The organism is Tepidanaerobacter syntrophicus, assembly GCF_001485475.2.
Taxonomy (GTDB): domain Bacteria; phylum Bacillota; class Thermosediminibacteria; order Thermosediminibacterales; family Tepidanaerobacteraceae; genus Tepidanaerobacter; species Tepidanaerobacter syntrophicus.
The window spans coordinates 235,459-249,930 of record NZ_DF977002.1 but is presented as its reverse complement, the minus strand read 5'-3'; the positions used below and the strand labels follow the sequence as shown (position 1 = coordinate 249,930).

Below are 14,472 nucleotides of genomic sequence, written 5' to 3'. Positions count from 1 at the left end.
GTAAGTTTAACCGGCTTTACGAAAGGAGATTTTTTCATGCCTAAAGATAAGAGTATAAAAAAAGTAATGGTGATAGGTTCCGGCCCTATCATAATAGGACAGGCTGCAGAGTTTGACTACGCAGGCACACAAGCATGCCTTTCCTTAAAAGAAGAAGGCTTGGAAGTTGTATTAATAAACAGTAACCCTGCCACAATAATGACTGATTCCCATATAGCCGACAAGGTCTATGTAGAACCAATTACACCGGAATTTGCCGCAAAAGTTTTGAGAATGGAAAAGCCTGATGGCCTGTTGGCGACCCTCGGCGGTCAAGTAGGCCTTAACATGGCAGTAGAACTTGCGGAAAAAGGTATTTTAGACAGAGAGGGCGTAAGACTGCTGGGAACGCCCCTTGGTTCAATTAAAAAGGCTGAAGATCGAGAGCTGTTCAAAAACCTCATGGAAGAAATAGGCGAACCGGTGCCTGACAGCCGCATAGTGCACAGCGTTGAAGAAGCTATTGACTTTGCCAAAGAAGCCGGCCTCCCCCTTATAGTCCGGCCTGCATATACCCTTGGCGGCACAGGAGGAGGCATAGCCCGCACTGAAGAAGAACTTTTGGAAATAACCCATCACGGTCTCAGACTTAGCCGAATTCATCAAGTACTTTTGGAAAAAAGTCTTTTAGGTATGAAAGAAATAGAATTTGAAGTTATAAGGGATAGAAAAGACCAGTGTATCTGTATCTGCGATATGGAAAATATAGATCCGGTAGGAGTCCATACCGGTGACAGCATAGTAGTGGCACCTACTCAAACTCTGACTCGAGATGAATATAAAATGCTAAAGGATGCCTCATTTAAAATAATCAGGGCATTGGGAATTGAAGGAGGATGCAATATCCAGTTTGCATTGGATTCTGCTTCCGGCAATTATTATGTCATAGAAGTAAACCCAAGAGTCAGCCGCTCAAGCGCCTTGGCGTCAAAAGCCGCAGGCTATCCAATAGCCAAGATAACTACTAAGATTGCAACAGGGCTTTGCTTAGATGAGATAAAAAATCCAGTAAACGGCTGCGGCAGCGCTTATTATGAGCCTGTGGTAGATTATGTTGTTGTAAAAGTTCCCCGCTGGCCCTTTGATAAATTCAGCTACGCCGATCGCTCTTTAGGTACTCAGATGAAAGCTACGGGAGAAGTAATGGCTATTGATACAAACTTAGAAGGAGCCTTAATGAAAGCGATACGGTCATTAGAGCAGGGGATTATGGGCTTGTCGCTAAAAAATCTTAAATACGCCGATATCGAAGCTTTAAAAGACAAAATTCAAAATCCTACAGACGAGCGGCTATATGCAGTAGCTGAAGGGCTGAGAAGAGGGCTGAGCGTCGAAGAAATACAGGATCTTAGCAAAATAGACAAATTTTTTCTTGAAAAGATAAAAAATATAATTTCTATGGAAGAAAAACTTACAAAAGAAGAACTTTCGCCTAAGCTTTTAAAAGAAGCAAAAGCCATGCAGTTTCCCGATAAGCTAATATCTGAGATTACCGGCAAAACTGAAGAAGAGATTGAATCATTGAGAGACAAAAACAGCGTCCTTCCTTCATATAGGGCGGTAAAGACCTGCCCCTTCGAAGATACAAAAGCGCTGCCCTACTTCTATTCATCCTTTGAAAGCCCTGACAGGGACTATACCCAAGAAAAGCCGCCTGTTATCATTATAGGTTCCGGCCCGATACGCATAGGACAGGGCATAGAATTTGACTACTGCTCAGTCCATGCTGTATGGGCAGCTAAAGAGGCAGGCTGCAGAACTGTCATAATCAACAACAACCCGGAAACAGTCAGCACTGACTTTAATACTGCCGACAGACTTTATTTCGAACCTCTGCATATTGAGGATGTGCTTTCAATAATCGACAGGGAAAAACCCCTTGGGGTGATAGTTCAGTTTGGAGGCCAGACCGCTATAAATCTTGCGGCACCCCTGGAAAATCATGGCGTAAAAATTTTTGGCACCAGCGTAAAATCCATAGACCTTGCAGAGGATAGGGAGAAGTTTGACGCCCTTTTAAACGAACTGGGCATACCCAGACCAAAGGCGGTAACCGCAAGAAGCGTAGAAGAAGCCTTGGCTAAAGCGGGAGAAATAGGTTTTCCGCTGCTTGTAAGGCCTTCATATGTGCTTGGAGGCAGGGCTATGGAAATAGTTGATAACATGGATGAGCTGAAAAGCTACATGGAAAACGCCGTTGAAGCTTCCAGCGAAAAACCGGTACTCCTTGACCGATATATAGCAGGCACTGAAACAGAAGTAGATGCAGTCTGCGACGGTAAGGAAGTCCTGATTCCGGGTATAATGGAGCATATAGAGCGGGCAGGTATTCATTCCGGAGACAGCATAGCTGTTTATCCCCACAGGACCCTAAGCCCTAAAGCCGTAGAAAAGATTGTAGATTATACTACTAGGATAGCACTGAGACTTTCTGTAAAAGGCCTGATAAACATCCAATTTGTAGTAGAAGACGACGATGTTTATATAATAGAGGTAAATCCTCGTTCAAGCCGCACTGTTCCATACATGAGCAAGATAACTAATGTTCCGATGGTGAATATAGCAACTAAAATAGCCCTGGGAGCAACCCTTGCCGACTTTGGCTATAAAGGCGGGCTTATGCCGCCGAGGCCTGACTTTGTTGCAGTAAAAGCTCCTGTGTTTTCCTTCTCCAAACTGCGGATGGTGGAGCCTTCCCTGGGCCCTGAAATGAAGTCTACCGGTGAGGTTTTGGGCATGGAGAAGACTTTTGAAAAAGCACTTTACAAGGCATTTATTGCCTCCGGCATTACGGTTCCCACCGATGGAGCAATACTTGCAACCATTGCAGACCGAGATAAAGAAGAAGCAGTAGAACTCATCAAGAAATTCTGGCAGCTGGGCTTTAAAATATACGCCACCAGCGGAACGGCAAAGGCGCTGGAAGCGGCAGGAGTCCCGGTAGAAGTGGTGAATAAGGTAGAAGAAGGTTCTCCGAATATAATCGACCTAATTCGGGAAAACAAAATTGACATGATAATAAATACCCTGACTCGAGGCAAGGCTCCTCAAAGAGACGGGTTTAAAATAAGGAGAGCGGCAGCGGAAGACGGAATTCCGTGCCTTACCTCTCTTGACACTGCATGGGCGCTATATGAAGTAATAGAGTCTACATCGGTTCACTGTGTGCCCCTTACCTAAAAACCGAAATATCACAAAGGAAAGGAACATTAACTTGAGAAAACCTGTTGTGTTAATGGCGCCAATTGTGCAAAACACAGAAATAGCGCCGGGAATTTATAATATGAAGCTTGAAGCGCCTGATATAGCAAAAACAGCAGAGCCCGGCCAGTTTCTCCACATTCGCTGCTCTCAAGCCCTTGCCCCTCTCCTTCGACGACCTATAAGTATAGCAGATGCTGATGAAAAAAATGGCCGGATAGATATAATATACAGGGTAGTAGGAGAAGGCACGAAGCTTCTTTCCGAAAAACTTCCCGGCGAAAAAGCGGACATTATAGGCCCTTTGGGAAACGGATTTTACATGCCTCCTAAAGACTCATATCCTATCATAATCGCAGGAGGCATCGGCACAGCACCTATTTTATATCTTGCAAAAAAAATCGCTTTAAAAAGCAATAGCAGCGCTTCTGTTATCTTAGGCTTTACAACTGAAAGTGAAATTTTTGGAACAGATTATCTAAAGTGCCCGGGTATAAACTTGTCAATTACAACTGATGACGGAAGTTTCGGATACAAGGGGTTTCCTACTGATATATTAGAAAATCTGCTTAAAAGTTGGAAAAATGCCGCACCCCCCATCATATATGCCTGTGGTCCCAAACCTCTGCTGGTAAAGATAAAGGAAATTACTCAGCGGGAAAATATTTTGGCGTATCTTTCCCTGGAACAGCGCATGGCCTGCGGCGTAGGAGCATGCCTGGGGTGCTCGGTAAAATCTTCTTTCGGCGGATACAAAAAGGTCTGTAAGGATGGTCCGGTTTTTAAGGCTTGCGAAGTAGAACTTTGCTAAAGGAGAATCTAAATGAAGGATAGTATTGATATAAGTGTCAATATAGCAGGAATTACAATACAAAATCCTGTGATGACAGCATCGGGGACATTTGGATTTGGCAGGGAGTATGGGGATTTTTATGATGTAAATAAACTTGGGGCCCTTGTGACAAAGGGCCTTACCCTTCTTCCTAAGGAGGGAAACCCGCCTCCCCGCATATGGGAGACTCCTGCCGGTATGCTAAACTCTGTGGGGCTTGAAAATCCCGGCGTAGAAAAGTTTATAGAAGAAGAATGGCCTTATCTTTCTAAGCTCAGCATTCCGGTAATCGCCAATATCGACGGTGATACGATTGAAGAATATCAGGAAACTGCAGAAAAACTTTCGACTTTAAAAAAACTTGCGGCATTAGAGGTGAACATCTCTTGCCCCAATGTAGAAAAAGGCGGCCTTGCATTCGGCCAGGATCCAAAAAGCGCCTTTGAAGTAATAGAAGCCGTGAGAAAAGCCACAAATCTTCCCATAATAGCCAAACTTTCTCCAAATGTGACCCATATTCAGGAAATAGCAAAAGCCGCAGTATCCGCAGGAGCAGACGCACTTTCCCTTATAAACACCATTGTTGGCGCGGCAATAGACATTGATAAACAGCAGCCTGTATTCTCAAGAACATTTGCAGGCCTATCAGGACCTGCAGTAAAACCTATAGCGCTTCGAATGGTTTGGGAAGTGTGCGATGCAGTAGATGTGCCTGTTATAGGGATGGGCGGCATAACTACATGGCAAGATGCGGTAGAATTTATTTTGGCAGGTGCAACAGCAGTGGCCGTAGGCACCGCAAATTTTGTAAATCCTACTGCTCCTCTTGAAATTATAGAAGGCATAAAATCCTATGTTAAAATGAAAGGTCAATCTATGGAAAGTTTAATCGGAGCTGCAAGGAACGGTAAAAACAATATTTAGTATTTTAAAGGAGGCAGTTATTTATGACCTACGACTATAATAAGGTTATCATAGCTTTAGATACGCCGGATGACAGAAAGGCCCTTGATATTGTCAGGCTTTTAAAGGATAAAATATCTGTTTTTAAAGTAGGATTAGAGCTTTTCTGTGCCTCTGGTCCTGAAATCGTAAAAAAAATCAATGATGAAGGATGCAAGGTTTTCTTAGATTTAAAATTCCATGATATTCCAAACACAGTAGCCGGCGCTGTTAAATCCTGCATTAGCGCCGGCCCGTTTATGCTTGACGTACATGCTTCCGGAGGGCTGGAGATGATGACAAAGGCAAAAGAAGCGGCAGAAGGCGCACAGAGTGGCAAAAAACCAATTTTACTTGCCATCACAGTGCTTACAAGTCTTGATGAAAAAGATCTTGCAGCCATGAATATAGATAAGATGCCGAAGGAGCAAGTAAAAACTCTGGCATATCTTGCAAAAAAAGCAGGGCTTGACGGTGTTGTAGCATCTCCTAAAGAAATATCCGCTATAAGAGAGACGGTAGGAAAGGACTTTCTCATAGTGACTCCGGGTGTAAGGCCGACTTGGGCAGCAGCAGGCGATCAAAAGCGGATAATGACACCGGCTCAGGCTTTAGACAAAGGGGCGGACTATATAGTAGTGGGGCGGCCGGTTACCGCTGCGGCAGATCCCCTCGATGCTCTTAGCAAGCTATTTCAATAAAGGTGAAGATATGATATATTAAAAGCAGCAAAAAATCGGCATATTTGAAAGGAGAAATTTTCATGACAGATGATGAGATATTAAAACTTTTTTATGAGACCGATGTCCTTAAGACCGGCCATTTTCTACTGACCTCCGGCCGCCACAGCAACAAATATCTGCAGTGCGCCCAACTTCTTCAATATCCGAAGGCTACAGAGCAGGTCGTAAAAAAGCTCGCTGAAAATGTAAAAGATCTGGGCATTCAGACAGTAATAGGACCTGCCATGGGAGGAATTATAGTTTCCTATGAGATGGCAAGACAGCTGGATGCCAGAGCGATTTTTACGGAAAGAGGAGAGGACGGAAAGATGGCTCTTCGCCGCGGATTTACCATAAAGCCCGGTGAAAAAGTGCTTGTGGTAGAAGATGTTGTAACTACCGGAGGATCTGTAAAAGAAGTTATATCAGTAGTAAAGGAACTTAAAGGAGATATAGCGGCTGTTGCGGCACTGGTGGACCGCAGCGGGGGTAAGGTGGATTTCGGGGTGCCTGCTTATTATGCATTAAACCTTGAGGTAGAGTCCTACCTGCCTGAAGAATGCCCCCTGTGCAAAGAAAATATCCCCATAGAAAAGCCCGGCAGCAGAAAAAAGCAGCAATAAAGCCTGCTTGTTGCAATTCGAATCTTTGAGTGGTAGAATTTATTTGCGCAAACTAGCTTTGCCATTGAAACACATTTTGCAGGAGGATTTTATGAAAGATCTAAAGACAGAAGTTCAGCAAAAACTAAAGAATGCAATTTTATCTGCTTTAAAGGCAGCCATAGAAGAAGGCGCACTACCTGTTAAAGATATACCTGACTTTTACATGGAAGTTCCGCAAGACAAAGAACATGGGGATTTTGCCTCAAATATTGCCATGATTCTTGCAAGGGAAGCTAGGATGGCGCCTGCAAAAATCGGCAAAATCATAGCAGACAGAATAGATATGGAAAAGGAGCCTCTAATTGAAAAAGTAGAGATAGCAGGCCCCGGCTTTATAAACTTCTATCTTGTGCCTACTTGGGCAAATGCCGTTATATATGATGTTTTGAAATACGGCAGAGACTTTGGGAAAAGCAACATAGGAAAGGGCACAAAAGTCCAAGTGGAGTTTGTAAGCGCAAATCCCACCGGTCCCATGCACATGGGAAACGCCAGAGGAGCAGCTTTAGGCGATGCTCTGGCATCAATACTTGAAATGACGGGGTATGATGTTACAAGGGAATTTTACATAAATGATGCCGGCAATCAGATTGAAAACTTCGGCCTTTCTCTTGAAGCCCGCTACCTACAGCTGTTGGGCAAGGACGCCGAAATACCTGAGGGAGGCTATCATGGAGAAGATATAACGGAGCATATGAAGGAACTTATCGAAAAAGAAGGCGACAGGTTCTTAAATATGGACTCTAAAACCAGAAGAGCTTATTTTATAGAATATGCCCTAAAAAAGAATATCCAGCGCATGAAAGAAGATTTAGAAGCCTTTGGCGTGCATTTTGACGTGTGGTTTTCCGAACAGAGCCTTTATGAAAGCGGAAAAGTAGATGAAGTTATAAGCGAGCTTACAAAAAAGGGCTACACCTACGAAAAAGACGGGGCATTGTGGTTTAAGGCTTCAGCCTTAGGCGAGGCGAAGGATGAAGTGCTTATTCGAGCAAACGGCCTGCCTACCTATTTTGCCTCAGACATTGCCTATCACAAGAATAAATTCGACAGGGGTTTTGATTGGGTGATAGATATCTGGGGAGCCGATCACCACGGTCATGTAGCCAGGATGAAAGGGGCGCTTAAAGCCTTAGGCTATGATCCGGACAAACTTACTGTGATTATTATTCAGCTTGTAAGGCTTTACCGAAACGGCGAAATAGCCCGTATGTCGAAGCGCACAGGCCGGGCAGTAACCCTTAGCGATATCATAGAAGAAGTAGGAAAAGATGCAGCCAGATTTTTCTTTAACCTTAGAAGTGCCGATACTCATCTGGATTTTGACCTGGATTTGGCAATAAAACAATCAGAAGACAACCCTGTATATTATGTGCAGTATGCCCATGCGCGAATATCCAGTATACTGCGGCAGGCAGCAGAGCAGGGAGTCGGTATTCCCGATATAAATAATTTTTCCGAGGAAGAAATAAGCAAATATCTTGAGCTTCTTACAGAAGAGGCAGAGACAGATCTTATTAAAAAGATGGCTGATTTTCCCGGTGAGATAAGGCTTGCGGCAGACAACCTTGCACCATACCGAATTACGGTTTACTCTCAAGAGATTGCCTCTGTATTTCATTCCTTTTATAATAAATGTAGAGTACTGACAGATGATGAGGACCTTACCACAGCAAGACTTTTGCTGGTAATGGCGGCTCAGCAGGTTATAAAAAATGCTCTCAGCATACTAGGCATCAGTGCCCCCGACCGTATGTAACTAATTTCTTAGAAAGATAAATGCCTTACATAAAGAAGGAATTTTAACTTTTAGCAAGAATATATATTAGTTAGGACGATTTTATTCCAATAAAATAAATTGGGAAAGAAAGGGAGGTTGCATATTGTGAAGATTCGATGGTTGGGTCATTCTTGCTTTTTATTGGAAGCAAATGACGGTACCAAAATAGTCACCGACCCCTTTGACGGCAGTGTAGGCTATAAGATACCGATGGTAGAAGCAGATATAGTAACTGTAAGTCATGAACATTATGACCATAATTATGTGGAAGGAATTCAAGGCGAGCCGGAAGTTATAAGATCAGCAGGCGAATGTGCAATAGACGGTATAAACATAAAGGGAGTTCCGGCCTTTCACGATGAGGCAAAGGGAGCAAAAAGAGGACCCAATATAATCTTTGTGTTCGAAATCGACGGTTTAAGAATCTGCCACCTTGGAGACCTGGGCCATTTGCTTTCTAAGAGCCAGCTGGAGGAAATCGGCGACATAGATGTTTTATTGATTCCCGTAGGCGGCACATTTACGGTAAATGCCGAGGGAGCTCTAGCTGTAATAGATCAAATTTCTCCAAAGATTGTAATTCCCATGCACTATAAGACACCGGCGGTAAGCATGCCAATTGATCCGGTGGACAAATTTGTAGAAAAGATTGGAAATGCGGAGCGGATTGATTCCAATACTATTGAGATAACGCCGGAAACCCTTGGAGACGAAAGACGCGTGATAATATTAAATTACGAATAAAATATAGCCCTATAAATCCCCTTAAGAGTTTTACCTTTTGGGGATTTTTTGTAGGTTTATCTATTGACAACCACTATAGCGAATGACTAAAATAGAATGTAATTGTCTTTTTAAGATAAATTTCAAGGGGGATTCAAAAATGCCAACTAAATACATATTTGTAACAGGAGGAGTTATTTCTTCCCTGGGAAAAGGTATAACGGCAGCTTCTATCGGCCGTCTGTTGAAAAGTAGGGGTCTATCTGTCACCATGCAGAAATGTGACCCCTATATTAATGTGGATACCGGAACACTGAGTCCCTATCAGCACGGAGAGGTTTTTGTAACAGATGATGGAGGAGAAGCTGACCTTGATTTAGGTCACTATGAAAGATTTATTGATGTAAATCTTACTAAAAACAGTGATATTACCACAGGACTTATTTACTGGTCTGTTATTAAAAAAGAGCGGGAAGGAAAGTACAGCGGTAAAACTATTCAGGTTATACCTCATATAACAAATGAAATCAAAGAGCGGATAATGCAGGTAGGAAAAGAATCAAAGGCCGATGTGGTAATCACTGAAATAGGAGGCACCGTAGGGGATATAGAAGGCCTGCCTTTTTTGGAGGCTATAAGACAGATGAAGACCGATGTAGGGCGAGAAAACGTTCTTTATGTGCATGTAACCCTAGTGCCGTATATCGCAAAAGCCGGCGAGCTGAAGACAAAACCTACTCAGCACAGCGTAAAGGAGCTTCGGAGTATCGGTATTCAGCCTGATATCATTGTATGCCGCAGCGAACGGGTGATACCGCAGGACGTAAAGGAAAAAATAGCGCTTTTCTGCAATGTGGAGCCTGAATGCGTAATTCAGAACAATGATGTGGAAACAATATATGAAGTGCCTCTTGTCTTAAGAGACGAAGGCCTTGATGAAATAGTCGCAAAAAAACTGGGAGTTGACGGCAAAAAAGCAGACCTTTCAGAATGGGAAGAGATTGTAAGAAAGATAAAAAACCCACTGCACCATGTAAATATTGCCCTTGTAGGCAAGTATGTGGAACTGAGAGATGCGTATATCAGTGTAGCTGAAGCCTTAACCCACGGAGGTGTAGCAAATAACGCAAGGGTAAGCATAAAATGGATATCTTCTGAAAAACTGGAATGCGAAGATGCGGACTTTTCCTCGATTTTCAGCGGGATAGAGGGCATCATAGTACCGGGTGGCTTTGGTGAGCGGGGCATAGACGGCATGATAATGACCGCAAAATATGCAAGAGAAAACAAGATACCGTTTTTCGGTATTGGAATAGGAATGCAATCTGCTGTAGTAGAGTTTGCCCGAAATGTATGCGGCCTAAAAGATGCCCATTCTACAGAAGTAAATCCGGAAACTCCTTACCCAATATTTGATTTTCCGCCTGAAGAGCCGGGAAAAGAAAGAGGTGCCATGCGCCTTGGCAGCCATCCCTGCAAGCTTAAAAAGGGAAGCCTGGCAATGCAGGCTTACGGCACAGAGCTGATACATGAGCGCCACCGCCACCGCTATGAATTTAATAACTCATATAGAGAAGTGGTTGAAAAGGCAGGTATGGAGCTTTCCGGAATATCGCCTGACGATAAGTTTGTAGAGATAATAGAGCTTAAAGATCATCCGTGGTTTGTAGGCTCCCAGTTCCATCCTGAGTTTAAATCCAGGCCCAACAGGCCTCATCCCCTGTTTAGCCGGTTCATAAAAGCATCTCTTGAGAAAAAATAATATTTAAATCCTTTAATAGTCAGCCTAATCGTGTATAATAGAAGAAAGGCTGACTTTTTTATAACATTGCTTGGAGGTTTTACGATATAAATGGAAATAAAAATCATAGATGAAACCGAAAAAGATATTTTTAACAATTTTATGGCTTATGGGCCAAAAGGGCATGTGCTTCAGTCCTATGAGTGGGGGGAGGTAAAGCGCAGCACCGGCTGGCAGCCCATAAGGCTCCTGGTAATGGATGAAGGCAAGCCGAAAGCCGGGATTTCCATATTAAAAAGAAAATTGCCTATCCCGGGTTTTAACAAATGCATCTTCTACGCTCCCAGAGGACCTGTGGCAGACTACACCGACAAAGCCGTATTGCGATTTTTGTTTACTTATGTGAAGTCTCTTGCCAAGCAGCACGGCGCCATACTTATGAAAATAGATCCGGATATAAAGGCACCCAACAATGAAGTTGTCCGCAATCTAAAGTCCCTGGGATTTAAACCGGTGGATTCCGGCAAGGACTTTGAAGGCGTCCAGCCGAAGTTTGTGTTTCGCCTGGACATCAGCAAGCCACTGGAGGATGTGGCAGCTAATTTTCACAGTAAGACCCGCTACAATATCCGCCTTGCAGAGCGAAGGGGAGTTAAAGTCAAGGTTGGCACAAAAGAGGATTTAAAGCCGTTTTATGAAATACTGCAGGAAACCTGCATAAGAGACAAGTTTTTAGTAAGAAGTTTTGAATACTTTGAAACTCTTTGGGATGTCCTCGTAGAAAGCGGTATGGCAAGACTTTTTATGGCAGAATACGAAGGGAAGTATATAGCCGGCACTTTAGCTTTCATATTCGGCGACAAGGCCTGGTATATATACGGAGCATCTTCTAACGAAGATCGCAATGTAATGCCGAACTATGCCCTTCAGTGGGCTATGATTCAATGGGCGAAAGAGAATAACTGCACCATGTATGATTTTCGTGGGGTTTCCGGCGACACCTCTCCTGACAATCCACTTTACGGACTTTACAGATTTAAAAAAGGATTTGGCGGTGAGTTTGTCGAATTTATAGGTGAGTTTGATATGCCGTTTTCGCCGTTTTTTTATTATCTTTGGGTAAGCGTGATCCCGGCATACCGCAAGGCAAGACAAAATGTGGTTAACTTTTTCAGGCAAATAAAAAAATCATGAGAAGGTGCGTATATGCTGACAAAACTTAAACATGATCAGCTAAGAGAAAAATGCGATAAGTCTATTTTTACTTTTCAAACCACAAAAGAGCTGGTTCCTCCAACAGATATAATAGGTCAGGAGCGGGCTGTGCGTTCTATGGAGTTTGGCCTCAAGATAGACCTTAAAGGCTACAACATTTTTATGACAGGTCTTACCGGCACCGGCAAGACAAGCTATGCAAGGGCAGCAGTCACAAAAGCTGCCGAATCAAAACCTGTCCCAAATGATATAGTCTATGTATACAACTTTGCAAAACCGGAAAAACCCATTGCCATAAGCCTGCCGGCGGGAAAAGGCTCTGAATTTGCAAAAGATATGGAAAAACTAATCGAAGATATCCGTTCTGAGATAGCCAGAGCCTTCGCCGATGAAAGCTTCGAAAAACAGCGGCAGGAGATTATTGAACGGTATCAGCAAAAATCCATGGAGATTCTTTCCAAACTGGATGAAATTGCCAAAGCGGAAGGATTTCTGCTTCAAAAAACCGTCCAGGGCATCATAGCTATACCGCTGTCTTTTAGGGAAATACCTCCAAAACCCATGAGCCAGGAAGAATATGAGGCGCTTACTCCTGAACAGAAGAAAATACTGGAAGAAAAAGGCCGCAAGATTCAAAATGAGATCGATGAAGCCATGCGAAAAATGCGCTCTCTTGACAAAGCCGTCAGAGAAGAAATGGTAAAATTAGAGGAGGATACCGCTCTTGCAGTAATAAGCCCTCTTTTTGAAGATGTGATGAAAGATTACAGCGATTATGAAAAAGTTCTGGAATATCTTAAGGCGGCAAAAGATGATATTGTAGAAAACCTGGGTATTATAAAGGAAGAGAAAAAGGAAAGGCCTGAAGGCATGGAATTTCTGCCTTTTTATCCGGGTCCTGCTCCATCAGAGTTTTTCCAAAGATATCAGGTAAATGTATTCGTTGACAATAAATCTGCCGCTCATGCTCCTGTGGTGTTTGAGACAAATCCTACATATTACAACCTTTTTGGAAAAGTAGAGGGTAAGGCCCGCTTCGGCACTGTAGTCACAGATTTTATGCTTATAAAAAGCGGTGCGATCCACCGGGCAAACGGCGGCTATCTTATCATCGAAGCCGCAGATCTTTTTAAGGAGCCTTATGCTTGGGATGCCCTAAAGAGAACGCTTACAAACGGCGAGTCAAGGCCAGAAAATATAGGTCAGGAATACCTGCTTTTCCCAACTGTTACATTAAGGCCTGAGGCAATTCCCATAGATGTTAAGGTTATCCTTATCGGAAATCCCTATATCTACAGCCTGCTAAATGTGTATGATGAAGATTTCAAGAAACTTTTTAAGGTCAAAGTCGATTTTGATGTAGAGATGGACCGGAACGCCCAAAACATTAAAAAATATGCTCAGCTGATATCAGACATCGTAAAAACAAGGGGACTTTTGGACTTTAATCCGGACGGTGTTGCCGAGATTATAGACTACAGCTCCCGCCTTGCAGAAGACAAGACAAAACTTTCCACAAGATTTAATGAAATCTTGGACGTGCTTTATGAAGCAAGCACCTGGGCTCAGCTTGCCGAAAAGAGCATCGCAGACAAGGAAGATGTAGAAAAGGCTGTGGCAGAAAAGGTCTACCGCTCCAACCGCATAGAAGAACGCCTGCTTTCTGCGATTCAAAGAGGAGAAATTCTGGTAGACACAGAAGGCACTGCTGTCGGCCAAGTTAACGGGCTTTCGGTGCTAGATACCATAGACTACATCTTTGGCCAGCCTTCTCGCATTACCGCAAGAGCGTATCTTGGAAATTCCGGTGTGGTGAACATCGAACGGGAAGTAAAGATGAGCGGCAAGATCCACGACAAAGCTGTTATGATCCTTACAGGTTATCTGGGCGAAAAGTATGCAAAGGATATACCTCTTAGCATATCTGCAAGCCTTACCTTTGAACAAAACTACGGTGGAGTGGAAGGCGACAGCGCAACCTGCGCGGAACTTATTGCGCTGCTTTCTGCCATATCTTCGGTGCCTGTGCGTCAGGATATAGCGGTTACAGGTTCCCTTGACCAGCACGGAAGGATTCAGCCGGTAGGCGGCACTACTTACAAGATAGAAGGTTTTTATCATGCATGCAAGCTCAAGGGGCTTACCGGAACCCAAGGTGTTGTAATTCCCTGCCAAAACATTACAAACCTCATGCTAAAACCTGAGGTGGTATCGGCTGCCGAAGAAGGAAAGTTCCATATTTATGCTGCCGAAACCTTTGATGATGTTATAGAGATTATGACAGGGATGCCGGCAGGAGAATTTCACGGCAAGGTCAAAGAATCCTTGAAGAACATGGCTGAAAACGCCAAGAAATTCGTCGCAGGCGAGAAATAACACTGCTTTTAGATATTACATTTGTGTTACATTTTGTCAAAAATGTTGACCACTTACCTGACCGATGCTATAATATTGCTAGATGCGGGACATTGACACCTTGATAAAAGTTAAAGTTTCTCTTTAACTTTCAATTTCGGCGAGCAATTATAAATCAATACGTAATGTTACATTTATAATTGCTCTGTTTCAGTGTTTCATGGCCCTTCAATGTTTTCAATAACTATTTGGAAAGG

Annotated in this window: 10 protein-coding genes; all 10 read left to right on the top strand. The window is 43.3% G+C overall.

Translation table 11 applies throughout. From position 1 onward, the window contains the following. The first annotated feature begins 36 nt into the window (after window positions 1-36). Entirely contained in the window at window positions 37-3,219 is a 3,183-nt protein-coding gene (gene carB, locus TSYNT_RS08715; protein WP_059033149.1) for a carbamoyl-phosphate synthase large subunit, read from the top strand. 34 nt (window positions 3,220-3,253) lie between these two features. Continuing rightward, entirely contained in the window at window positions 3,254-4,051 is a 798-nt protein-coding gene (locus TSYNT_RS08710; RefSeq protein ID WP_238142680.1) for a dihydroorotate dehydrogenase electron transfer subunit, read from the top strand. Window positions 4,052-4,063: 12 nt separating this feature from the next. After that, window positions 4,064-4,996: a dihydroorotate dehydrogenase gene (locus TSYNT_RS08705; protein WP_059033147.1), complete on the top strand. Its 933-nt coding sequence runs from the start codon at window positions 4,064-4,066 to the stop codon at window positions 4,994-4,996. Window positions 4,997-5,019: 23 nt separating this feature from the next. Beyond that, the gene (gene pyrF, locus TSYNT_RS08700; RefSeq protein WP_059033143.1) at window positions 5,020-5,715 is read left to right on the top strand and encodes an orotidine-5'-phosphate decarboxylase; all 696 of its coding nucleotides are present in this window, start codon (window positions 5,020-5,022) and stop codon (window positions 5,713-5,715) included. Between the two features lie 62 nt (window positions 5,716-5,777). Then, on the top strand, window positions 5,778-6,359 hold the full coding sequence (gene pyrE, locus TSYNT_RS08695; protein ID WP_059033142.1) for an orotate phosphoribosyltransferase: 582 nt from the start codon (window positions 5,778-5,780) through the stop codon (window positions 6,357-6,359). Window positions 6,360-6,450: 91 nt separating this feature from the next. Beyond that, window positions 6,451-8,160 carry an arginine--tRNA ligase gene (argS, locus tag TSYNT_RS08690; protein ID WP_059033138.1) on the top strand — a complete coding sequence of 570 codons (1,710 nt, stop codon included), beginning with the start codon at window positions 6,451-6,453 and terminating at the stop codon, window positions 8,158-8,160. Between the two features lie 126 nt (window positions 8,161-8,286). Then, the gene (locus TSYNT_RS08685; RefSeq protein WP_059033137.1) at window positions 8,287-8,925 is read left to right on the top strand and encodes an MBL fold metallo-hydrolase; all 639 of its coding nucleotides are present in this window, start codon (window positions 8,287-8,289) and stop codon (window positions 8,923-8,925) included. A 139-nt stretch (window positions 8,926-9,064) separates the two neighbouring features. After that, window positions 9,065-10,666 carry a CTP synthase gene (locus TSYNT_RS08680; protein WP_059033136.1) on the top strand — a complete coding sequence of 534 codons (1,602 nt, stop codon included), beginning with the start codon at window positions 9,065-9,067 and terminating at the stop codon, window positions 10,664-10,666. Between the two features lie 90 nt (window positions 10,667-10,756). Then, window positions 10,757-11,839, top strand: a complete 1,083-nt coding sequence (locus TSYNT_RS08675; protein ID WP_059033134.1) for a lipid II:glycine glycyltransferase FemX — start codon at window positions 10,757-10,759, stop codon at window positions 11,837-11,839. 12 nt (window positions 11,840-11,851) lie between these two features. Beyond that, window positions 11,852-14,236 carry a Lon protease family protein gene (locus TSYNT_RS08670; RefSeq protein WP_059033133.1) on the top strand — a complete coding sequence of 795 codons (2,385 nt, stop codon included), beginning with the start codon at window positions 11,852-11,854 and terminating at the stop codon, window positions 14,234-14,236. Window positions 14,237-14,472 lie beyond the last annotated feature (236 nt).

Bases quoted from the DNA above. Each gene is read 5' to 3' on its own strand.
- pyrF (WP_059033143.1), top strand. From the start codon at position 5,020: ATGACCTACGACTATAATAAGGTTATCATAGCTTTAGATACGCCGGAT.
- pyrE (WP_059033142.1), top strand. From the start codon at position 5,778: ATGACAGATGATGAGATATTAAAACTTTTTTATGAGACCGATGTCCTT.
- argS (WP_059033138.1), top strand. From the start codon at position 6,451: ATGAAAGATCTAAAGACAGAAGTTCAGCAAAAACTAAAGAATGCAATT.
- TSYNT_RS08670 (WP_059033133.1), top strand. From the start codon at position 11,852: ATGCTGACAAAACTTAAACATGATCAGCTAAGAGAAAAATGCGATAAG.
- TSYNT_RS08705 (WP_059033147.1), top strand. From the start codon at position 4,064: ATGAAGGATAGTATTGATATAAGTGTCAATATAGCAGGAATTACAATA.
- TSYNT_RS08675 (WP_059033134.1), top strand. From the start codon at position 10,757: ATGGAAATAAAAATCATAGATGAAACCGAAAAAGATATTTTTAACAAT.
- carB (WP_059033149.1), top strand. From the start codon at position 37: ATGCCTAAAGATAAGAGTATAAAAAAAGTAATGGTGATAGGTTCCGGC.
- TSYNT_RS08680 (WP_059033136.1), top strand. From the start codon at position 9,065: ATGCCAACTAAATACATATTTGTAACAGGAGGAGTTATTTCTTCCCTG.